This is a genomic window from Nocardia arizonensis (assembly GCF_001310275.1).
In the GTDB taxonomy this organism is placed as follows: Bacteria; Actinomycetota; Actinomycetes; order Mycobacteriales; family Mycobacteriaceae; genus Nocardia; species Nocardia arizonensis.
Window position 1 is genome coordinate 63,104 of the sequence record NZ_LGYZ01000014.1, and the last position, 20,425, is coordinate 83,528.

17 protein-coding genes are annotated in these 20,425 nt (G+C 69.5%); 10 read left to right on the forward strand and 7 right to left on the reverse strand.

All coding sequences use genetic code 11. The features are described 5' to 3' along the window. Positions 1-279: 279 nt before the first annotated feature. From APZ21_RS02870 to APZ21_RS02895, 6 genes are all read left to right on the forward strand, one after another. The gene (locus APZ21_RS02870) at positions 280-1,953 is read left to right on the forward strand and encodes a DUF4407 domain-containing protein (protein WP_054811622.1); all 1,674 of its coding nucleotides are present in this window, start codon (positions 280-282) and stop codon (positions 1,951-1,953) included. An 82-nt stretch (positions 1,954-2,035) separates the two neighbouring features. Then, positions 2,036-3,640 carry an adenylate/guanylate cyclase domain-containing protein gene (locus APZ21_RS02875; protein WP_054811623.1) on the forward strand — a complete coding sequence of 535 codons (1,605 nt, stop codon included), beginning with the start codon at positions 2,036-2,038 and terminating at the stop codon, positions 3,638-3,640. 10 nt (positions 3,641-3,650) lie between these two features. Further along, positions 3,651-4,514 carry a hypothetical protein gene (locus APZ21_RS02880; protein ID WP_054811624.1) on the forward strand — a complete coding sequence of 288 codons (864 nt, stop codon included), beginning with the start codon at positions 3,651-3,653 and terminating at the stop codon, positions 4,512-4,514. Then, entirely contained in the window at positions 4,511-5,551 is a 1,041-nt protein-coding gene (locus APZ21_RS02885) for a DUF4129 domain-containing protein (RefSeq protein ID WP_054811625.1), read from the forward strand. The genes APZ21_RS02880 and APZ21_RS02885 overlap by 4 nt, the downstream gene beginning before the upstream one ends. Before the next feature lie 37 nt (positions 5,552-5,588). Then, complete coding sequence (locus APZ21_RS02890) at positions 5,589-6,572, forward strand: AAA family ATPase (protein ID WP_054811626.1); 984 nt, start codon at positions 5,589-5,591, stop codon at positions 6,570-6,572. A gap of 2 nt (positions 6,573-6,574) precedes the next feature. Continuing rightward, entirely contained in the window at positions 6,575-7,870 is a 1,296-nt protein-coding gene (locus APZ21_RS02895; RefSeq protein ID WP_054811627.1) for a DUF58 domain-containing protein, read from the forward strand. A gap of 20 nt (positions 7,871-7,890) precedes the next feature. Here APZ21_RS02895 and APZ21_RS02900 read toward each other — a convergent pair whose 3' ends face one another. Next, positions 7,891-8,667, reverse strand: a complete 777-nt coding sequence (locus tag APZ21_RS02900) for an RDD family protein (RefSeq protein ID WP_054811628.1) — start codon at positions 8,665-8,667, stop codon at positions 7,891-7,893. A 42-nt stretch (positions 8,668-8,709) separates the two neighbouring features. Between APZ21_RS02900 and APZ21_RS02905 the strand changes: the two genes are divergently transcribed. Next, positions 8,710-9,798: a stage II sporulation protein M gene (locus APZ21_RS02905; RefSeq protein ID WP_082392778.1), complete on the forward strand. Its 1,089-nt coding sequence runs from the start codon at positions 8,710-8,712 to the stop codon at positions 9,796-9,798. 686 nt (positions 9,799-10,484) lie between these two features. Here APZ21_RS02905 and APZ21_RS02910 read toward each other — a convergent pair. Then, positions 10,485-12,650: an MMPL family transporter gene (locus APZ21_RS02910; RefSeq protein ID WP_054811629.1), complete on the reverse strand. Its 2,166-nt coding sequence runs from the start codon at positions 12,648-12,650 to the stop codon at positions 10,485-10,487. Positions 12,651-12,739: 89 nt separating this feature from the next. Between APZ21_RS02910 and APZ21_RS02915 the strand changes: the two genes are divergently transcribed. Continuing rightward, entirely contained in the window at positions 12,740-13,447 is a 708-nt protein-coding gene (locus tag APZ21_RS02915) for a TetR/AcrR family transcriptional regulator (RefSeq protein ID WP_054811630.1), read from the forward strand. 268 nt (positions 13,448-13,715) lie between these two features. On the opposite strand, the gene APZ21_RS02920 is transcribed toward APZ21_RS02915, so the two are convergent. Then, entirely contained in the window at positions 13,716-15,161 is a 1,446-nt protein-coding gene (locus APZ21_RS02920) for an NHL repeat-containing protein (protein WP_054811631.1), read from the reverse strand. Positions 15,162-15,219: 58 nt separating this feature from the next. Here APZ21_RS02920 and APZ21_RS02925 point away from each other — a divergent pair, with 58 nt between their 5' ends. After that, complete coding sequence (locus APZ21_RS02925) at positions 15,220-15,858, forward strand: class I SAM-dependent methyltransferase (protein WP_054811632.1); 639 nt, start codon at positions 15,220-15,222, stop codon at positions 15,856-15,858. A 9-nt stretch (positions 15,859-15,867) separates the two neighbouring features. Here APZ21_RS02925 and APZ21_RS02930 read toward each other — a convergent pair whose 3' ends face one another. The 4 genes from APZ21_RS02930 to APZ21_RS02940 are packed head-to-tail and all read right to left on the reverse strand — an operon-like array spanning position 15,868 to position 19,488. After that, positions 15,868-16,842: a Rossmann-fold NAD(P)-binding domain-containing protein gene (locus APZ21_RS02930; protein WP_054811633.1), complete on the reverse strand. Its 975-nt coding sequence runs from the start codon at positions 16,840-16,842 to the stop codon at positions 15,868-15,870. After that, a complete protein-coding gene (locus APZ21_RS35955; protein WP_275426175.1) occupies positions 16,839-16,961 on the reverse strand; it encodes a hypothetical protein in 123 nt (40 codons plus the stop codon). Before APZ21_RS35955 ends, APZ21_RS02930 begins: the two co-directional genes overlap by 4 nt. After that, on the reverse strand, positions 16,958-18,442 hold the full coding sequence (locus APZ21_RS02935; protein WP_054811634.1) for an aminotransferase class I/II-fold pyridoxal phosphate-dependent enzyme: 1,485 nt from the start codon (positions 18,440-18,442) through the stop codon (positions 16,958-16,960). Before APZ21_RS02935 ends, APZ21_RS35955 begins: the two co-directional genes overlap by 4 nt. After that, complete coding sequence (locus APZ21_RS02940; RefSeq protein WP_054811635.1) at positions 18,439-19,488, reverse strand: helix-turn-helix domain-containing protein; 1,050 nt, start codon at positions 19,486-19,488, stop codon at positions 18,439-18,441. The genes APZ21_RS02935 and APZ21_RS02940 overlap by 4 nt, the downstream gene beginning before the upstream one ends. 590 nt (positions 19,489-20,078) lie before the next feature. Here APZ21_RS02940 and APZ21_RS33620 point away from each other — a divergent pair. Beyond that, a complete protein-coding gene (locus tag APZ21_RS33620) occupies positions 20,079-20,225 on the forward strand; it encodes a hypothetical protein (RefSeq protein ID WP_156370587.1) in 147 nt (48 codons plus the stop codon). Positions 20,226-20,425 lie beyond the last annotated feature (200 nt).

Below are 20,425 nucleotides of genomic sequence, written 5' to 3' on the forward strand. Positions count from 1 at the left end.
CGCGACGACCCCATGGACACCGCCGATTTGCCAGGGAGCGTGACCGGTTTCATACTCGCAGGCGGACGCAGACCGATTTCGGACCCGTTCACGCGCGACGCGCCGATCCCTCCGGGCCGTAATTCGCCGGGGCGCCTGTGAGGCTTACCACATACCGCGGCCCATGCTCGGTATGTCGGCCCGCGGCCTGTCACGCTGTGACAACGAATCCGTGACAGTTTCACGCGCACGCCGGCACGACCAGGGATTCCACCTGGACGGAGAGGATGTGAGAATTCCATGACGGTCACCGGAGCTCTCACCTGGCTCGGCGGCGGCCGCTCCGCCGATATCCCCGACGGCCAAGAGCGGTCCGGGTATCTTGTCACCGGCCTCGGTGTCGCGTTGCTGGCCGTGGTCAGCGCCCTGGTCACCATCCTCGCGCTCACGGCCGCGGACGGTTGGCCCGCCGCCCTGGTCACCGTCCTCGCCGGAGTCGCCGCGCTCGTCACCGGGACCACGGGCCGGGCGCTGGCGACCAGGAAGCCCGGCCGCCTCCCCGATCGGCTCGGGCTCGGCGCGCGCATCGCGGTCGCGCTGATCGCGGGCGTCCTGTTGGCCGAACTCGCGAGCACCGCCCTGACCGGCGGCACCGTCGATCGACTGCTCGACGACAAGGCCCAGCGAGGCGTCGCCACCGCGGCGAGCGTCGTCGCGGTCGAGGGCGAACTCACCGCCGCCCGCACCGAACGCGCCGCCGCCGCGAGCGCGGTCACCGCGGCCCAGTCCGATATCGATCGCGCGCTGGTCATCGCGCGCTGCGAATTCAACCCGACGCCGGAATGCCCGCAGACGCGGATCACCGGCGTGCCGGGCCGCGGCCCCGAGGCGCAGACCGCCGATGCCATGCTCGATGACGCCCGCGCGCAGCTCGACCTCGCGCGGGCCCGCGTCACCGCCGCCGATCAGCGCGTGGCCGCCGACGAGCGGACGCTGACGGCGGCCAGGTCCGCGGCTTTCGCCGACGCCGACCGCGGCATGGGCGCGCGCTGGCTGGCCATGCACGAGGAGAGTGCCCGTTCGGCGGGAGCGCTGCTGTTGCGCCTGCTCGTCCTCACCGCCTTCGTCCTGCTCGCCCTGCTGCCGCTGGTATTGCGGTGGTGGCGCGGGGAGACTTCGCTGGACCGCCGGGTCGCCTTCGAGGCCGTGCGGGAACGGGCCGAACTCGCGGCCGACACGGTGGCCGCGCACAAGCGGGCCGAGGTCCGCGCCGAGGCCGAAACCCTGCATGCCGAACGGGAACTCACCTCGACGCGGCTGGCGCTCGAGGCCGACACCGCCATCGAGCGCGAACGTCAGCGCACCAGGGTCATCGCCGCCATCGGCGGCATCGAACTCGGGATCACCGAACCGCGCCGTCTCGAGGAGGCGGGAACCTTCGTGGAACTGCCCGCACCCGACCGAAAGGACAGCACCGTGTCCGACCCGACACCGTCCGCGAACCCGCCCGCACCCATCGACGTGCCCACCGAGACCGCGGTGCGGGTCGCGGCAGAACCCAATGGCGGACTCGAACTGCCGATCATCGGTCAGGTGCCCTTCACCGACACCGCCGCCCGGTGGATCCGCCCGCTCGTCCCGTCCTTCGTCGCCAACGCCATCGATACCGCCACGCATCCGCTGCGCACGGCACGACAGGCGTTCGAGGAGGTCGAGGAGATCACCTTCACCCTGCGCCGCACCCGAAAGGTGACCTTCGACACGCAGAGTTCATCGCTGCCGCCCGCACATCACTCGGGCGTCGGGTACGGGCCGGAGTCCGACGCGTGGCACGCGAGGCAGGTCGCCGCGAGCGTGGTCGACACGCAGGGATATCCGGTCGACACGCCGGCGCGTCGCGACGAACTCGACGGTCCGCGCGCCGGCGAGCTGACCGGTCGGCGGACTTCGCGCGAGCTGCCGCCCGGCCGCTGACCGAGGCGGAGCGGCCCGGCGGCTCGACCCGTTTCGGGTACGGCCGGGATGCCGACCGCTCGTTTCGCTCTACTCTGCACCCATGTTCGGTACCGCTTCGAAGCCCGTGACGCCCGAGCACGCGCCGTGGGGCTCGCGCCTGCTGGGATCGGAGGCGGAATCGTCGTGGCTACGGCGGGTGCGCGTACAGGTCCTGCTCACGTTGCCGCTGCTGATCGCCAATGTGACCGGCATGATCGTCACGATCGCGCTGGTGGGCTTCGTCCTGCCGGGTCCGAGCGTCTTCACCAGCGATCTGCTCCTGCTCGACGTCCTCGCCACCCCGTTGTACTCGCTGGTGGCGATGACGATGGGCGCGTGGTGGGGCACCCGGCGCGGACTGCGCGCCCTGCGCTGGGCGCTGGATCCCGACCACATCCCCACCGAATACGAACAGCGCGCGGCCAGTGCGGTGCCGCGGCGTCTGGTCGCCCTACAGGCCATTCTGTGGTTCGGCGGTCTCGTGGTCCTGACCACGCTGTACGGAATCGCCGATCCGAAGCTGATTCCGAAGGTGGCCTTCGGCGTCGTCTTCAGCGCGATCGTGGTGTGCGCCAACAGCTATTCGATCGTGGAATTCGCCCTGCGCCCGGTGACCGCGCGGGTGCTGGAAGCGGCGACCTCGCGGCGCCGTCAGGGCATCGGCATCTTCGGCCGCTCGCTGCTGGTGTGGTTCCTCGGCTCCGGCGTGCCGGTGACCGCGGCGATGGTGCCCGCGATCCTGGCGCTCACCACCGACGAGGTGAGCACCGCCCGCCTGGCGATCTGCATGCTGTCGCTCGGCGGCGCGGCACTGCTCTTCGGTCTGCTGCTGACGACCCAGAACCTGGCGGCGACGGTCGCGCCGATCCGCGGGGTGCGCGCCGCGCTGCGGCAGGTGGAGAACGGCCACCTCGATGTCGCGGTGACCGTGTACGACGGCACCGAGCTGGGCGAACTACAGAGCGGGTTCAACCGGATGGTCGCCGGACTGCGCGAACGCGAACAGATCAGGGATCTGTTCGGGCGGCACGTCGGCCGGGATGTCGCCGACGCCGCACTGGCCGCCGATCCGGTGCTCGGCGGGGCGGAGATCGAGGCGGCGGCGCTGTTCATCGACATCATCGGCTCGACCGGGATGGCCGCGACCCGCACGCCGACCGAGATCGTCGAAATGCTGAACCGCTTCTTCGGCGTGGTGGTGGACGAGGTCGGACGGCACGGCGGTCTGGTCAACAAGTTCGAGGGCGACGCCGCGCTGTGCGTATTCGGCGCGCCGACCCCGCTGGCCGACGCGCCGGGCGCCGCGCTGGCCTGCGCACGTGACCTACATCGCCGGCTGGCAGGCGCCTCCGACTTCACCGCGGCGCTCGGCGTCGCCGCGGGCCGGGTGGTGGCGGGCAATGTCGGTGCGCACCAACGCTACGAGTTCACCGTCATCGGCGATCCGGTGAACGAGGCGGCTCGGCTGTGTGAACTGGCCAAACAGGACGAGGGATTGGTGCTGGCCGCGGCCGACACCGTCGCCGCGGCCGATGCGGGCGAGGCCGAGCACTGGCACGCGGGCGAATACGTGACCTTGCGCGGGCGCGTCACGCCGACCCGGCTGGCCCGGCCGCGCCGGGCGCCGGAACCGGGATACGAGGCCAACCAGCGCGACACGCTCTAGACTCGGCCGGGTGTTACCAGCCGTCCAGGCGGGTGCCGTCGGGGCGGGAGAAGATCCGGTACCACCCTCCCCTGCCGCGACGGTGCCGATACGCCCGTTCACCTTCCGCGAACTGCTCGATACGCCGTTCGCGCTCATCCAGGCGAATATCACCGCACTGCTCGCGCTCGGCGCGGGCGGCATCGTGGTGGCCGAGATCGTGGTGGTGGCGCTGGTCGCGAGTTTCTCCGGCCTCACCGGCGGCTCCGACGCCGCGACCTGGTGGTCGGCGATCCTGACCACCGCCGTATGCGTCTGGCTGCTGCGGTACGTACTGCGCGCGACCACCGTCGCACTCGGTCTCGCGACGGTATTCGGAACCCGACTCGACGCGCGCGGCGCGCTGGCCCAGCTGCGCGGGCGGGCGCTGCCGCTGCTGATCTTCCAGATCCTGTTCACCCTGGTCGGCGTCTCGGTGACCGCGCTGTGCTTCACGCTGGTCGTCACCGCGCCGCTGGTACTGCCCTGGCTGGGCCGACTGCGCGCCACACGGTTCGCCGCGGTGCCCGCCATGTTCGCCGAACACGCGGACCACGCCGCGGCGGTCGGCCGGGCGAAACTACTCGTCGTGGGGAAGGAATGGACGCTGACGGGTCTGTGGGCGGCCCAGCGCGCGCTGTTCGTCCTGCTCGCGATACCGCTGCTCGGCGTTCCGCTGTTCCTGTCGGATTTCACCGGCACCCACCGCTGGCCGGTGATCGTGCTGCTCACCTCGGCGATCATGTTGCTGGTCACCTTCGGCGAGATCGTCGAGGCCAGTTCCCGCGTCCTCGTCTACGTCGACCTGCGCTGCCGCCGCGAAGGTCTCGACATAAGGGTTACGGAGGTCCGGTGAGCGAGGAGTTCGACCGTGCGCCGGACCCGGCGGCGACCCCGCGGCCTCCGCGACTCGGCCCGGCGGCCGAACACCGCGCGGCAGCCGACGATGCCCTGCGTGACCGTGATTTCGACCGCGCGCTGCGCGAACGCTTCCGTGCCATGCTGCGCGGACTCGAACAGGGCGGGTTACTCGAGGTCCGGCGCTCGCGCACCGCGGACGAGACCGTCGACGATGTCTCCACCGCGCTGCCGCACGACCTCGCCTCCGAACTCCAGCCCACCGCGCGCAGTTTCGACGAGGTCGTCTACGGCGGCCGCCGCGCGACCGAGGACGAATACCGCAGACTCGAGTACGCCGACCGATTCTCCGATTCCGCGCCACCGCCCGCGGCCGAACCCACCGAGACCGCACCGGTCGAAACCGTCGAGCGCCGCAAGCGCGCCCTGCCGCCGCTGCCCCCGCTGCTGCGCAATCCGAAGTTCTGGGCGGTGCTCATCGGCTCGATCGTGCTGATCCTGCTGATCTGGGTGCTGATCAAGGCGCTCGGCGCCCCGACCGCCCCACCCGCGCCCAAGAATCCGCCGCCGTCGCCCGACGGTGACGACGGCGACTCCGGCCCCATCTTCGGTTCGGGACGCGACTCGATCTTCGAACGGCTGCCCGCGCCGATCGCCTTCGGCGGACTGCAATTCCTCGTCGCGGCCGCCCTTCTGGTGTGGTGGCGGGCGCGGCGGCGCGGCGCGCTGGTCGGCGAACCGCGACCGGTCGAGGTCGCCGCCAACGAACTGCTCGCCGGTCAGGCCGCGCTCTACCGCAAGGCAGGCGATCCCGGATTCGTCGCCGCGAAATTGCGGGCGAGCACCCTGCGCCGCATCCGCCCGACCCTGGGCGTCGCCGCCGACGCGACTCCCGACCACATCGTCGCCGCCGTCGCCGGACGCACCGGACTCGATCCCGCCGCCGTGGCGGCGGCCCTCTACGGACCGGTGCCGGACGCGAACGCACTGCGTCAGGTGGCGACCCGACTCGACTGGATCGAGGCGCAGCGATGAGCACATACGCTCCGAACGCGACATACAGGAGGGCCCGATGACCCAGACCGACACCAACCGGACCCCGACCGCCGAGGAGGCGGGCGCGGCATTCGGCGCCTTGCGCACCGAGATCGGCAAGGCGGTGGTCGGCAACGACAACGCGGTCATGTACCTGGTGCTGGCGCTGCTGTGCCGGGGCCATGTACTGCTCGAGGGCGTGCCCGGCGTGGCGAAGACCCTGCTGGTGCGCGCACTGGCGACCGCGCTCGATCTCGAACACGCGCGGGTGCAGTTCACCCCGGACCTGATGCCGGGCGACGTCACCGGATCACAGATCTACGACCCGCATTCGGCCGAATTCACCTTCCGGCACGGACCGGTGTTCACGAATCTGCTGCTGGCCGACGAGATCAATCGCACGCCGCCGAAGACCCAGTCCGCGCTGCTCGAGTCGATGGAGGAACGCCAGGTCTCGGTTGACGGCAAACCGAAGCCGTTGCCCGACCCGTTCGTGGTGGTCGCGACCCAGAACCCGATCGAGCAGGAGGGCACCTACCCGCTGCCGGAGGCGCAGCTGGACCGTTTCCTGTTCAAGGTCGACATCCAATTGCCCGGCCGCGACGACGAATTCCGCATCCTGCAACGCCACGCCGCGGGCTTCGACCCGCGTGATCTCGGCGCGGCGGGTCTGCGGCCGGTCGCGGGTCCGGCGCATATCGCGGCGGCCCGGACCGCGATCACCCAGGTCACGATCAGTCCGGAGGTGCTGGCCTACACCGTCGATCTGTGCCGGGCCACCCGCAACTCCCCCGCGGTGCAGCACGGCGCCTCCACGCGCGGCGCGACCGCGCTCATGTCGGCCTCGCGCGCCTTCGCCTGGCTCAATGGCCGCGGCTTCGTCACCCCCGACGACGTGAAATTCGTAGCCACGGCCGCGCTGCGGCACCGGCTGCATCTCAAACCGGAGGCCGAACTCGACGGGGTGACCACCGAGAGCGTCATGTCCTCGCTGCTGCTTTCGGTCCCGGTTCCGGTGTAGTCGTGGTCGTCACCGGTCGGCTTGTCGCCATCGCCGCGCTCGGCGCGGTCCTGGTCGCCGTGTTGTGGCACAGCTGGTTCGGCGTCGCCGTGGTGACCGGGCTGCTGTGCGCGGCCGTGCTCTTCGACCTGGGCTCAGTGGCCCGCGCGCGCGACCTGGACCTGTCGCGGGCGCCGCTGACCGTGGTGCGGCTCGGCCACAGCGCCGAGGTCGAACTCGGCGTCGTGAACACCGGGGCGCGCGTCGCGCGCGGATATCTGTGGGACGACTGGCCCGACAGCGCCCGCGCCCGCCGCCGCGCCCATCGGCTCGACTCCGCGCCGAACACCAAGGTCAGGCTGCGGACCACCCTCACGCCGAGCTATCGCGGCGATCGTGTCGCGGGTCCGGTCACGGTGCGCCTGTTCGGGCCGCTCGGACTCGCGGGCAGGCAGAGCAGGCGGATCGTCCCGGCCCGGGTGCGCGCCCTGCCCGCCTTCCGCAGCGAGCGGCTGCTGCGCTCGAAGGTGAAGCGGCTGCAACACCTCGAGGGCCGCAATATCGCGACCGTGCGCGGTCAGGGCAGCGAATTCGATTCCTTCCGCGAATACGTCGCCGGTGACGACGTGCGGTCCATCGACTGGCGCGCCACCGCGCGCGCGACCGATGTACTGGTGCGCACGTGGCGCACCGAACGCAACCGCAATGTGCTGATGGTGCTCGACACCGGCCGGACCAGCGCGGGTCGCGTTGGCGATGGCACCCGCCTCGACGCGAATATCGAGGCGGCGCTACTGCTCGGCGGCGTCGCCGCGGCGGCGGGCGACACGGTCGATCTGCTCGCCTTCGACCGGCAGGTGCGCTCGGAGGTGCGCGGCATCTCCGGCAGCCGGCTGCAACCGGGTCTTATGCACGCACTGGCGGGCGTCGAGCCGGTGCTGGTGGACACCGACAGCGCCGGGCTGGTCCGCGCGGCGCTCCAGCGGGCGCGCAGGCGCAGTCTCGTGGTCTGGTTCACCACACTCGACGGCGCGGCGGTGGAGGAGAATCTGCTGCCGGTGCTGCCCGTGCTGGCGCAGCGCCACCGGGTGCTGATCGTCTCGGCCACCGACACCGATATCGTCGACGCCGCCGCGCGCCGCGCGAACCTCAGCGACCTGTATTCCGCGGCCGCCGCCGAATCCGTGCTCGCCGAACGCGCACTGGTCCAGGAAGCGTTGCGGCGCAGGGGCGTCGCGGTGGTCGCGGCGGGTCCGGCGCGGCTGCCCGAGGCGCTCGCGGACGAATACCTGGAACTGAAGCAGTCCGGCGCGATGTGAACGTGCGCGCCGCGGTTCGCTCAGCCGGTGCGGACCAGCCCGAGGCTGCGCGGAGCCAGGGTCCGGCGCTGGCGTTCGGCCACGATCGCGCCGAGCACCTGCACCGGCGGATATCCGTTCGGCGGCGCGACCCCGATGCGCGCGCAGACCGCCGTGACGAGCGCGCCGCCGAGTCCGGCCTGGACGGCCGGGGTCAGCGTGCGCACGCGGGTCAGATACTGCCGCACCGCCAGCGCCAGATCCTCCGGGATACCGGACAGATCGAGTCCGGCCACCCAGTTCACCAGCCACGGCGGGGGCACGGCGAGGGCGGGCATGGGCAGCGGCGCCTGCGCGTGCACGACGACGGTGCCCGCGAGCACATCGCCGACTCGGCGGGCGTTCGGCGAGCACATCGAGGTGATGACCGCGACCGCGCCGAAACTGCCGAATATCCAGAAGTCCACGATGGCGCCGGCGAGTCCGCGGGTCAGCGCGTGCCGGAAGTCGACGGGTCCGCCGTCGGCGCGCACCACGCGCAGGCCGAGCGCGAATTTGCCGATACTGCGGCCGCGGGTCAGTGTTTCGATGGTCACCGGATAGCCGACCAGGGTGGTGATGATCAGCACCATCGTGATGGCGTCCGACCACGCGGAGTCGATGCCGGTCGGCAGCAGCACGACCGCGACGAGGATCACCAGACCGAACATCAAGGCCACTTGGAAGATCAGGTCGATGATGAAGGCGGTGGCGCGCGTCGGAATGCGCGCTATCGCGAGTTCGAGGGCGACCGCTTCGCCGGTGGTGAATTCGGCCATGTCGATAGCATTCTTTCGACCGGCGGTTAGGGAGGCAACCGAATGGACGTGGACGCTTACAGCTTGGCACACCGCCGGTCGTGGGAGCGGCTGGACTATCTGGCCCGGCGGCGCAAACTCAGCGGCGCGGAGGCCGACGAGTTGATCGTGCTGTACCGGCGCACCTCGCAGCAGTTGGCCCGGTTGCAGTCGCACAGTCCCGATCCGCAGTTGATCGCCGGACTGAGCGCGATACTGACCCGTGCCCGTGTCCGGGTGCTCGGCACCAAGTCCGAGGCGTGGACCGAGGTCGGCCGATTCTTCACCCGCGTCTTCCCGGCGGCGGTATACCGCGCGTGGCCATGGTGGGTCTCGACGGCGGTGCTGTTCATCGTCGTGGCGACCGTGCTGGCGGTATGGGTCCCCGGTTCGGCCGATGCGCGCGAACTGTTCGGGATTCCCAGCGACAACAGCGCGCTCACCGAAGCGGGCGGCCAGTTCGAGACCTATTACACCGAACATCCCAACGACGCCTTCGCCGCCCAGGTGTGGACCAACAACGCCTGGGTGGCCGCCATCGCGCTGTTCACCGGAGTGCTGATCCTGCCCGCGATCTACACGATGTTCATGAACGCGGTGAACGTGGGCATCACGGCGGGCTTGATGGCCGAGGCGGGACGTCTCGACGCGTTCTTCGGCTTCATCCTGCCGCACGGAACCCTGGAACTGACGGCGGTTTTCGTCGCGGGCGGGGCCGGCATCAAGTTGGGCTGGACCCTCATCGATCCGGGCAGGCTGAGCAGGCTGGAGGCCGTCGCGCGGCAGGGCAGGGCCACCGCGAGCATGGCGCTCGGTCTGGTGGCCGTGCTGTTCGTCTCGGGGCTGTTGGAGGGCTTCGTGACGCCGAGTCCGTTGCCGGTGGCGGTGCGCATCACGATCGGGTTCGCGGCGGAGGCAGCATTCCTCGCTTACGTCTTCATCGTGGGTCGGCGTGTGGCGAACGAACAGGACTCGGCGCGCGATTCGCTTCCGCAGGCTGTCGAGCGAACTCCCGAGCGGTGGCAGACAACCGTGAGCACACGCGAAGAAGACGGGCCCGGACAATCGGTAGCAACGCCAGGTTACGTATTAGTGAAGAACTCCCCCATTTGAGTTCCGCTGACCGCAGCGAGTCGTGCTCAGCTGCGGTCAGCGTTACCGTCAACTCTACACAATCGTTATGCCCGCGCAACCCTGCTCGCCCGCGTCGAGCGTATAAAGCAGCGAGCCGGCAAACATACGCGGTCCGTATCGGAACCCGGTGTGCAGCTAACCCACAGCTGATTTCGGACGTTCGACGCACCCGCGTTTTCACGCTCCGGTGACCCCGTGCTGCACCCCTGCGCCACGGGCCCCGAGGCAGGTCACCGTCGGTCCGCCACCCCGGTTGCCGGGCCTATCCGCGACATTCGGTACGCAACCCTCAAAGCCCATCTACCTGGGGATTCGACTACCGAAGTGGCGGTTGCCAGATATTGGATCGACAGAAAGCAACTTCAAGTTTGTTAAGGCCGCAATTTCCTGATTTGTGACCCGCAACGCACCTGATACCCCTATCGATGTTCGGCCAAGATCGGAGGTAACCAGTTGCGGAATCGCGCGCCGAATCGGGGGCGCGGAAGCCACCGTCAGCACCGTAACGGCTACTACGGAAGCCGCTGTGATCTTCGCCTCACCGGTGAATATCTCGGGCGTTCTCGGCGATACCGGGAGACTCGGCAAGGGGTATTCCGTCGAGACGGCCGCGGCCGCCGATACCGGTGCATCGGTATCGGCGGCCGCTTCGAAGCCGGGTGCGGTCAGGCTTCGGCCAACCCAAGCCGGGAATGGACCACCCGCAGCGGTCGCGGTGCGAACCATGCCGCCGGGCCGAGCAGCCGCATGGCCACCGGCACCAGCACACCGCGCACCAGCGTGGCATCGATCAGAATCGCCAGACCGGTACCGAGGCCGAAGAACTGGATGAAGCGCACATCGCTGGTGACGAAGGCGAGGAAGCTGATCGAAATCAGCGCCGCCGCGGTGGTCACCAAGCGGCCGGTGCGCCCGAGGCCCTCGGTCACCGCGTTGACACCGGAAGCGCCCTGATCGTGCAGTTCCTTGATGCGGCTGATCACGAACACCTCGTAGTCCATCGACAAACCGAAGGTGATGCAGAACAGCAGCAGCAGCATCGACACGTCCAGCGGCGCGGGCGTGAAGCCGAGGAGTGCGGACAGGTGACCGTCCTGGAAGATGAACACCATCAGCCCCAGCGTCGCCGCCAGACTCAGCGCGTTGGACAGCAGCGCCCGCAGCGGCTGCACGATACTGCCGGTGAACAGGAACAACAGCACGAAAGTCGTCACGACGATCCACCCGACCGCGATCGGCAACCGGTCGCCGATGGAGGCGAGACTGTCGCGCAGTTCGGCCACCTGACCGCCGACCAGCGCCCGCGTTCCCGGCGGCGCGGCCACCGCGCGCACCCGCTCCACGAGGTCCCTGGCCGCGGGAGAATTGCGGTCGAGATCGATGTGCACGCTCAGGCGCTGCGCGTCGGGACGGGCGAACCGCGCGTCGGCGGGCGACACGGCCGTGCGCTGCCCCGCCGCGAACGTGCCCGCACTGGAATCGACCTGCACGACGTGCTCGACCCGCGACAGCGCGCTCGCGTACTCGCCGACGGCGGACGCGCTCACCCCGGAGGTGGTGACCACCGAGAGCGTATTCGCGCCGCCCCCGACGAATTCCGTGCGCATGGCGTCGCCGACCTGCCGGGGCTCGACGGTGGTGGGCAGCACCCGGTCGTCCGGCGTGCCGAATTGGACGCCGAGCAGCGGTGCGGCCGCCAACAGCAGTAGCGCGATCACGGGAACGCCGGCGAGCACGGGCCTGCGCATGGCGAAATCGGCCACCCCGGACCAGAAGCGAGAGGATTCGCCGCGAATACCGTTGACGCCCGGCACCTTCCACGCGTCGGCGCGCGCGCCGAGCGCGGCCATGAGGGCGGGCAGGGTGACGACCGCGGCCGCCGCGGCGATGGCGACCACACCGATGCCCGCGTAGGCGAACGAACGCAGGAAGTACTGCGGGAAGATCACCAGCGACGACAGTGCCGCCATCACGGTGGCCCCGCTGAACACGATGGTCCGGCCCGCCGTCGAGACCGCCGCGACGACCGCGTCCGGCGGCGTCGCGCCCGCGGTGCGCCGCTCACGGAACCGACCGACCATGAGCAGTCCGTAGTCGACAGCGAGACCGAGTCCGAGCGCGGTGGTCAGGTTGACCGCGTAGACCGAGACGTCGGTGAGCGAGCCGAGTATCGACAGTTCGGTGAAGGTGCCGAGGATGGCGATACCGCCGACCGCCAGGGTCAGCAGTGCGGCGACCACATTGCCGAATGCCAGCACCAGCAGCACCATGATCAGCGGCACCGCGATGCCCTCGGCGAGTCCGAGATCCTTGCCGATCTGTTCGGTGACCGCGCCGAAGGTGGCCGACATGCCGCCGAGACGCACCTGGACGACGGGTCCGTCCGCGCTGTACTTCTCGACGATCCGCGTGGCGTTCTCGGTCTTGACCTCGGGATCGGTCGCGGCATTGCCCGCCAGCACGACCGCTGCGGTGCCGTCGGTGGAACGCATGGCGGGTGAGCCCGTGTCCCAGTAGGACACCACATTGGTCAGCCGGGAGTCGGCGGCGAGTTCGCGTGCCAGCGCGCGCCCGGCCTCGGCCGCCGCGCCCCCGTCGACGCTGCCCTCCTTGGCCCGCACCAGGAATATGTAATCGCTGTCCGCGCCGAACTCCCGCGTCAACTGAGTCGTCGCGAGACTGGATTCGGCGCCCGGATCCTCCTGGCCGCCTGCCTGCATCTTGCCGAAGGCGGTGACGCCGAACGCCCCGCCCGCGATGAGCGCCAGCGCACTGGCGATGAGTATCCATCGCGCGCGCCGAACCACGAATCTGCCGAGTCGTTCGAACATGTCGGGCCTCCCGATCGGGATGTTGTCGCCTGTAAACTTTATGGGTGTTAACTTGCCATTCAATGTGTGCAGCTGTCAACATCGAAGTGATGACCCGCCGCGGAACGACCGGTAAAAACGTCGCCACCAGCCAGAAGCCGAACCGTGAATCCCCCTATCACCACGGCGATCTGCGCAATGCGCTGGTGCGCGCCGCCGCCGCGCTGGCCGAGAACGGCGGCCCCGAGGCGGTCACCGTGCGCGCCGCGGCCCGCCGGGTCGGGGTCACGCCGACCGCCGCCTACCGCCATTTCGCCAATCACGACCAATTGCTCGCGGCGGCACACGAACAGGCGCAGCGCACGCTGTTCGACGCCATCTCGGAATCGATAGCCACCCTCGAACCGGATGCGCACCCCATGCGCAAACTGGACGCGGCGGGCCGCGGTTACATCACCTTCGCCATGCGCGAACCCGGCCTGTTCCGCACCGCCTTCTGCGTCACCGAGACCACCGCCGACGTCACCGAGACCACCCACGGCGACCAGGGCTATCTCGACGCCCCCGCGTTCACTTTGCTCACCGACCTACTGGACGAGATGGTCGCGATCGGCTACACCGATCCCGCGGACCGCCCCGAGGCCGAGTTGGGCGCGTGGTCGACCGTTCACGGCATGGCCTGGCTGATAATCGACGGCGCACTCGGCCACCTCGACGACGGCAGGCGCGAGGTGATGGTCCAGCACGTCATCGACCTGGTACGCCGCGGACTCGGCACCGGTCCGGCGGCGGCTTCGTACCTCGGCGGTCCCCACTGATACACAGGCGGGTTCCGATCCTGTGCATAACCCTCTAGGCGAGGATGAGGGTCGCGAGATCGCGTCGGCGAATGCAGGCGCGCGAGTCGTCGGTTTTCGCGAAAAATCGCTTCTACCTGCTGTTTTCCGAATCTCTACGAGACGTGCTATGGCCGGCCGCGTCGATCGTGGAGGTCGCGTGGGCGTTGTCGAGCTATCTCCAGGGCGCAGAGGGCCGACATAGTTATCCACAGAAATCCATTGGTTATCCACAGGTCGAGAAAGCAAATCACCCGATACGGAGGATGCCCGTCACGGTGCCCTGCCAGATTCGGCCGTCCGCGGCGATCAGTGCCGACATCTGGATCGGATCGTCCACGACGGTGCCCGGCAGCGGTTGATACCCCAGCACCGCGCCGGTGTCGGGATCGAGGACCGTCGAGGCGTATCCGTCCAGCGGCGTCGTGTCCGCCGTTCCGACCCGGGTGATCGTGTACAGATATCCGTCGGCCGTGGACACATGCGGAACCGCCGCACTGCGCACCTCGTTGTCCCAGACGATGTCACATCCGTGGTCGTCCACATCGACGCGCGCCATCCCGCCCGCGAACGGCGCGGCGGGCGGCAGCGCCGGACCGGCGTCGTCGGGCACGGCGGGATAGGGATAACCGTAGGTACTCGAGACGAAGACCGACCGCCCGATCCCGATGGGCGAATTCTCACTGCCCGACCCGGCCGGGCCAGGCAGCGGCAATTCACATATGGATCGCCCGCCACCGATGGCGATATCGCCGGACCGGTAGACCAGCACCCGCACCCGATCCGCGGCGTTGTCGACGATCGTCAGGTACTCCGCACCGGTATACGGACCGAAATAGGTCGGCGTCGACCCGGTCCCCCAACCGAGCTGACCCGGTTTGCGTCCCGGCCCGCGATCGTAGGGCGCGCGCCACAGCTGCCGCGGTGCACCCGCCGCGTCGGCGCGGAACTCGTAGAGGGCGTGGGTCGTCGCCACCGCGACCTCGCCGCCCGGCGCCGACGAGATACTGTTCGCGACCCGCTCCCCCGCGGGCAGCGCCACCGTCGACACCGCCCCGGACGGGTTCACGGCGCCGACCACCCCGCCGCCGGTGGCGAACCAGACCGTGCCGGACCAGTCGGCCACGAGTCCGGTGACATTGTCTCCCTGCGGGATCGCCGCCGACAGGTCGATGCGGCTGTCGACCGACAAGCGCCACCGGCCCCGCTCGTCGCGCGCGTGCCCGACCCGGATCAGCGCGCGTTCCCCGTCGACCAGCACAAGCCGATCGTCGCGGTCGAGGTAGGCGTACACACCGCCCAGCAGACTGCCCTTCGCCAATCCCATTGCCGCCGAGGAGGTTCCGATTGGTCCCGACCCATCGGGTTCGATCAGGAGCACGTTCGGCGCGCGGTCGGCGATCGAGGTACACAGCGCGACCACAATGCCGTCGTGCCCCTGCAACAGAGTCGGGCAGGCCGCGGCGAGCGGATAGGCGGTCACCGGATGCGGTCCTAGTCCGGGTCCGGGCAGGGCCGTCGCATCCGAGGAACCGGCGTCACCGTGCATGGTCGCCGTGCCGGGCGGTCCCAGATACGGATTCGGCGGGGCGAGCGGTCCGAGCGCCGTCGCCGCGTCGGCGGCGCCGACCGTGGCGAAGGCGACCGTGGCGAAGGCGACCGCGCAGACCGCGAGCAGGACCGAACACACACGCATGGACAGACCTCGTATCGGGTACGGGACATTGACCGAATGCCAGCCTAAGCTTCGAGCCATGAGCGGAATCCGGGATCGCTTCCTGTCCACGTTGGCCGGACAGCTGGGCAGACCGCACGGGCTGCTCGGCAAGGGTGTCGCGTCGGTGCTCAATCGCAGCAACAGGTCCGCCATCACCGCGGCGGTCGACTGCGCCGCCGCGGGTCCGGGCGGCCGGGTCGCCGATATCGGATTCGGCGGCGGCGCGGGCCTGCGACAGTTGCTCGACGTCGTCGGCGAGCACGGCGTCGTCCACGGCGTCGAACTGTCCGTCGACATGCTGACCAGGGCCGAGTCCGTGTACGCGAAGGACATCGCCGCCGGACGGCTGCATCTCGCGGAGGGCAGTCTGACCGCGCTGCCCCTGGAGGAGAACAGCCTGGACGCGGCCATCACCGTGAACACGATCTATTTCGTCGCGGACCTGGACGCCGTGTGCGCCGAACTCGCGCGCGTGGTCCGCCCCGGCGGCCGGGCGGTGATCGGCATCGCCGATCCCGAGGCCGCGGCGAAGCTGCCGTTCACCGCCCACGGTTTCCTCCTGCGCCCGGTCCCCGAGGTGATCGCCGCATTCGAACGCGCCGGATGCGAGGTCGAGCACCGGCATTTCGCGCATCGGCCGATACCGCATCACATGCTGATCGGCCGACCGCGGTAACCCATTCGTTCAGGCCCCATCGGTCGAACTGCCCGCGGCGATCCGGCGGATCATGGTCGCGGTCGCCGAACTGTAGGCGCGCGAGGCGGATTCGGGCCGATCAGCCGGATAGTTCGACCGGTGCGTGATCACCACGCCCGCGCGCTCCACCGTGCTGTCCGCACGCACGGCCACACAGTTGCCGCCCGCCTTGGCGACCAAGTCGACCACCACGGCACCCGATCCGAGCAGGTCGAGATTCGCCTCGTCGAGCAGCACCGGCGCCCGCGACCCGCGATGCACCGCCGCGCACACCACGAGATCCGGTGCCGCGGCGAAGATCCACGCGCCGATCGCGCGCGGATCGCCATCGGAATCGACCTCGAATCGTGTCGCACCCGCCTCGAGCGCCGACTCGCGCTGACCCGCCCGATTGCCGACCACAAGCGTCTCGTCGCCGAACCCCGACGCCGCGCCCACCGCCGCGAGCCCCGCCGCACCGCAGCCGAGGACGAGCGCGCGGACCCGACCCGCGCGGCGATCCCCGGCCACCAGCCCCCTCCCCTCGCCGTATGCCACCCCGCCCGCGATCCGACTCATGGCGAGCAGCGCGTCGAAGTCCGCGGTATCCGGTCCCCGCCGCACGTCCTCGAAGGCGACCGACCGCACCTCGCGCGCCGCCAAATCGGCGATCACCGCCGCGCGGTGCAGCGGATCCTGGAAACCGAGCAGGACGACACCCGCGCGCAGCGGCATCCGCGCCAATGCGAACGCGGGCGGCTTCACCCAGGCGACCAGGTCGGCCGCGGCGAAGATCGCGGCGCGGTCATCGACGACACGGGCGCCCGCCGCCCGGTAGTCCGCGTCGCCGAATCCCGAACCATGCCCCGCCGACCGCTGCACCATGACCTCGACACCATCGGCCACCAGCCCCGCCACGTCCGCGGGCACCAGTGCCACCCGCCGCTCATCGCGCGCGGTCTCGGCCAGTACACCGGCGATCACCCCGTCACCCGACCCTCACGCAGAACACGCAACGCCACCACCCGCTCCTCACGCAGCACGACCACCAGTGCCACCCGCCGCTCACCACCCGCGGTCTCGGCCAGTACACCCGCGATCACTCCACCACCCGGCCCCCACGCAGTGCGGGCAGCGGCGCGAGTCCGCGTGCGGCGACCGCTTCGGCATAGGTCCGGCCGTCGGCGATATCAAGGACCAGGCGCTCCAGCCGGTCGAACATCTCGTCGAGCACCACCGCCCGGCGCTGCACCGGCGTACCGTTCTCGATCCGCGCGGGTGTGTGCTTATTGCGCGGGGTGAGCACGTTCAACCGAACGGCGGGCCGCCGTGATCCGGTGCGCAGGAGCCCCACGCTGTCGACCCCCGCGGCCGCGAGCAGCAGATCCTCGAGCTGCGGGGTGTCCTCGATACCGGCCGCGGCCAGCAGTTCCGGGGCGAACGCGATCGTCAGGAACATGCCGCGGGCCGCGCCGAGCGGTCGCAGCACCTCCGCGCCGAATCGCGTGGTAGTCCGTACCCGGCCGTTGATCTCGGCGATCCGGCGCAGCGCGCGCTCCTGCTGACTCTGCGCGACGCGGCGGTTGGCCTCGAAGTACGTGTCGGGGGTGTTCTCGATGATCGCCGCGGCGAGATGGGTGGTCTCCCGCTGGAACGCGATGGTCAGCCGTTCGCGCACCTCGTCGAGCCACACCGCGTCACCGGAGCAGGCCGCGCCGATCTTGGTCGGCCCGGAGGCGTTGTAGCCCTTGGAATTCCCGGTGATGGTCAGCACCCGGTCGTAGAGCGCGCGTTCGCCGACCGCGGTGGGCACCCGCAACGACGCGATCGGAATATGGCCCGCCACCAGGTGATCGAAGGCCATATCGCACACGACCCGCGCCCCGCTGTCGAGCAGCACCCGCCCGATTTCGCTCAGCTCGCGCGAAGAGTATTCGGCGACAACCGGATTGCCCGGCAATGTGAGCAGCACACCGGCCAGCTCGCCCGAGCGCGAGAGCCGGTCGAGCAGCCACGCCAATGCGACAGGATCGATGCGGAACGAATCGTCGGCCGTCGCCGCGCTGCGTTCGATACGCAGTCCCGACTTCTCGACGTGCACGGGCGCGCTCTTGTAGAACCCCTCCGGGCATACCAGCACACCACCCGGGCAGCGGCGCGCCAACTGCGCGACGACCTCCTCGAGCAGGACGGTGCTCGAATACGGGCACACCACGACCTGATCGGGCCGCACTCGCACCCCGGCGACGTCCGGCGCCGGATTCGAGAGCGCGGCGAACATCTTCTGCGCCGCCAACTCCCGCAACCGCAGCGGCTGACGCTTCTCGTAACCGGGATCGCAGTAGCCGGGCGGGAATTCGGATTCGTTGACCTCTTTCCACGCCACCTCCCGCGCCGCCGCGGCGGCGTCGGCGACCGCGAGCCCGGTCTCTCCGTGATAGGCGTCGACCAGGCCCGTGTAACTGCGCCCGCCGGCCCCCGCGAAGATCGGACCGGCCCGCAGACGCGCGCGTACCTCCCGTTTTCGGATCTCGGAGTGGTTGACGACCGCGCGCAGATCGACCGATGACTCGGCCGCGGTCATCGGCGCATCCAGCGGCCCGCCGTCTCACTGGGTTCGGGCAGGCGATTCCACTCCGCTTCCAGCGCGGCGCGGAACAGTTCGCGGCAGTCGCCGGCGGCGAGGTAGTCGAAATCCGCGAGCGGAGGCCGGGAGACGATGTCGTCGACCCGAATGGCCGAACCCGACGTGCGCAGTTCGTAGAGCTTCTCGAAGCGGCGCACCGCGAAGCCGACATCGTGGCGCAGCACCGAGAACCGGGTGGCGACGCGGGTCTGGCGCGAGTAGTCGTACTCCCCCACCGCGACGTAGCGATCGTCGACGATCAACATGCTCTGCGCATTGCGCGCGTGGTCCCGTCTGACAAGCACGCTCTCCACCCCGGCGCGGGCCTGGGTCCACAGTTTCTCGTCGTATCCCCAGACATCGGAGATCGCGTCGAGGACATACATGCGGCGGACGTCGACCCTCGGCGATGCCGTCCGGGTGGCCAGATCCAGTATGGCGCTGTGATAGTCGTCACCGACGTCGCCGCCGATGGTGCCGAGGTCAGCGGTGTGGATCGCCCGCACCGACGCCTCGGCCTGTTCCAGAATCGTCAGCCAGTCGCTGACGGTGTTCCACTCCCATACCGTGGCGCTGCGCGAGGGGATCTGCGCCAGGATCTCCTCGGCGCGCTCGAGCTGCCGATCCGCGATGAGCCGCAGCGGTTCGATATCCTCGCGCACGCCCGCGGCGTCGATCAGACTCTGCGCGATCCCGAGCACCCGTTCGATGACCTGTGGATCCTTACCCAGCAGGACGTTGAACCGCATTCTCAGATCGGTGTGCGCCCCCGCGTCGACACCGACGCCCGTGTCCTGGGCGACAGGTAGTTCCTCGCCGAGTGCCAGGCTGAGCCGTTCCCGCAGGGGCAATGGCGGCACCCGGGTGCCGTTCTCGATCTGCTGGACGAGGCTGCGCGAACAGCCCGCCTTGGCCGCCAACGACGCTTGGGTGAATCCGCGTTCCACACGGAGACGACGGACCAGTTCACCGATGGACTCACCATCGCGCGCTATGCGACCCATCCTTCGCCTTCCACCCGCCGCCCGGACACCGAATGTCGATGATGTGTCACGGTGCGACATTCTAATCACAATGTGGCACTCGTGTTCTTGCGACGTAAGCGCACCCGATTCCTTCCCGCGTCCATCCAGAATTTCCGTGCCACTTCCCGACCCGAACCAGCCATTCCGACCGTAGTCCCGCCTCGAATACGCTTCACTACCCCGAGCAGAGGCAATTTTGTGACAACGAATGCGCACACAGCTTATTTTCAAGCAATGCCACATCGTTGATATCCACATGTGGCATCTCCGCTTATTGACAGCCGAAAGTGGTGGTACCTAGCATTTATAAACAGAGCCACAGCGAACATATGCGATCGGCTGCCGAGTTCGCCGCCGACCGTGGTTCGGGGCCAGAACAGGATCAGGAGGTGCCCGGAACGGATACCTCACCACGGCGCGAACCTCGCCCCCGCCGAGCCGCATCGCCCCCCGTCGCCTTCGGCCCCCTTCCCTCGGAAACCCCCGCCCGAACCGCCTTCGGCGCCGCCGCGCCCCCACCGCCGCGAGCCACCACCCGCACCGCGGCTTCGACGAATAGAGCGACCCCATTGGCACTCGAGATCACCGACCTGGCCGACGTGGCCACCGCGATGGAAATAGCCTCCGACCGAGCCAGAGCCCTGGACACGACTCTCATAGACGTGGTCATCCGTCTCTCGACCAGAACCCTGGAAAGAGACGTCCCCACCCCCTGACACGGCCAAGCCCAAAGGGCTCGCGCCCCCAACAGCGAGTCCCACCCGTGGCGCAGTTCCTACGGAGGGGAGAGGAACTGCGCCACCCCGACCACAAGAAGAACAAAGAGAAATACGGCAACAACAACAGCCGAACCAACACACCACCACCCCCAGCCCCGCACGCACCCCCCTCCCAAACACCCGCACCCCGCACCCCA

Excerpts from the sequence above, each read along its gene's own strand:
- APZ21_RS02920 (WP_054811631.1), bottom strand. The coding sequence starts at position 15,161 with ATGCGTGTGTGTTCGGTCCTGCTCGCGGTCTGCGCGGTCGCCTTCGCC.
- APZ21_RS02910 (WP_054811629.1), bottom strand. The coding sequence starts at position 12,650 with ATGTTCGAACGACTCGGCAGATTCGTGGTTCGGCGCGCGCGATGGATA.
- APZ21_RS02900 (WP_054811628.1), bottom strand. The coding sequence starts at position 8,667 with ATGGCCGAATTCACCACCGGCGAAGCGGTCGCCCTCGAACTCGCGATA.
- APZ21_RS02915 (WP_054811630.1), top strand. The coding sequence starts at position 12,740 with ATGACCCGCCGCGGAACGACCGGTAAAAACGTCGCCACCAGCCAGAAG.
- APZ21_RS02875 (WP_054811623.1), top strand. The coding sequence starts at position 2,036 with ATGTTCGGTACCGCTTCGAAGCCCGTGACGCCCGAGCACGCGCCGTGG.
- APZ21_RS02870 (WP_054811622.1), top strand. The coding sequence starts at position 280 with ATGACGGTCACCGGAGCTCTCACCTGGCTCGGCGGCGGCCGCTCCGCC.
- APZ21_RS02905 (WP_082392778.1), top strand. The coding sequence starts at position 8,710 with ATGGACGTGGACGCTTACAGCTTGGCACACCGCCGGTCGTGGGAGCGG.
- APZ21_RS02925 (WP_054811632.1), top strand. The coding sequence starts at position 15,220 with ATGAGCGGAATCCGGGATCGCTTCCTGTCCACGTTGGCCGGACAGCTG.
- APZ21_RS02890 (WP_054811626.1), top strand. The coding sequence starts at position 5,589 with ATGACCCAGACCGACACCAACCGGACCCCGACCGCCGAGGAGGCGGGC.
- APZ21_RS02940 (WP_054811635.1), bottom strand. The coding sequence starts at position 19,488 with ATGGGTCGCATAGCGCGCGATGGTGAGTCCATCGGTGAACTGGTCCGT.
- APZ21_RS02935 (WP_054811634.1), bottom strand. The coding sequence starts at position 18,442 with ATGACCGCGGCCGAGTCATCGGTCGATCTGCGCGCGGTCGTCAACCAC.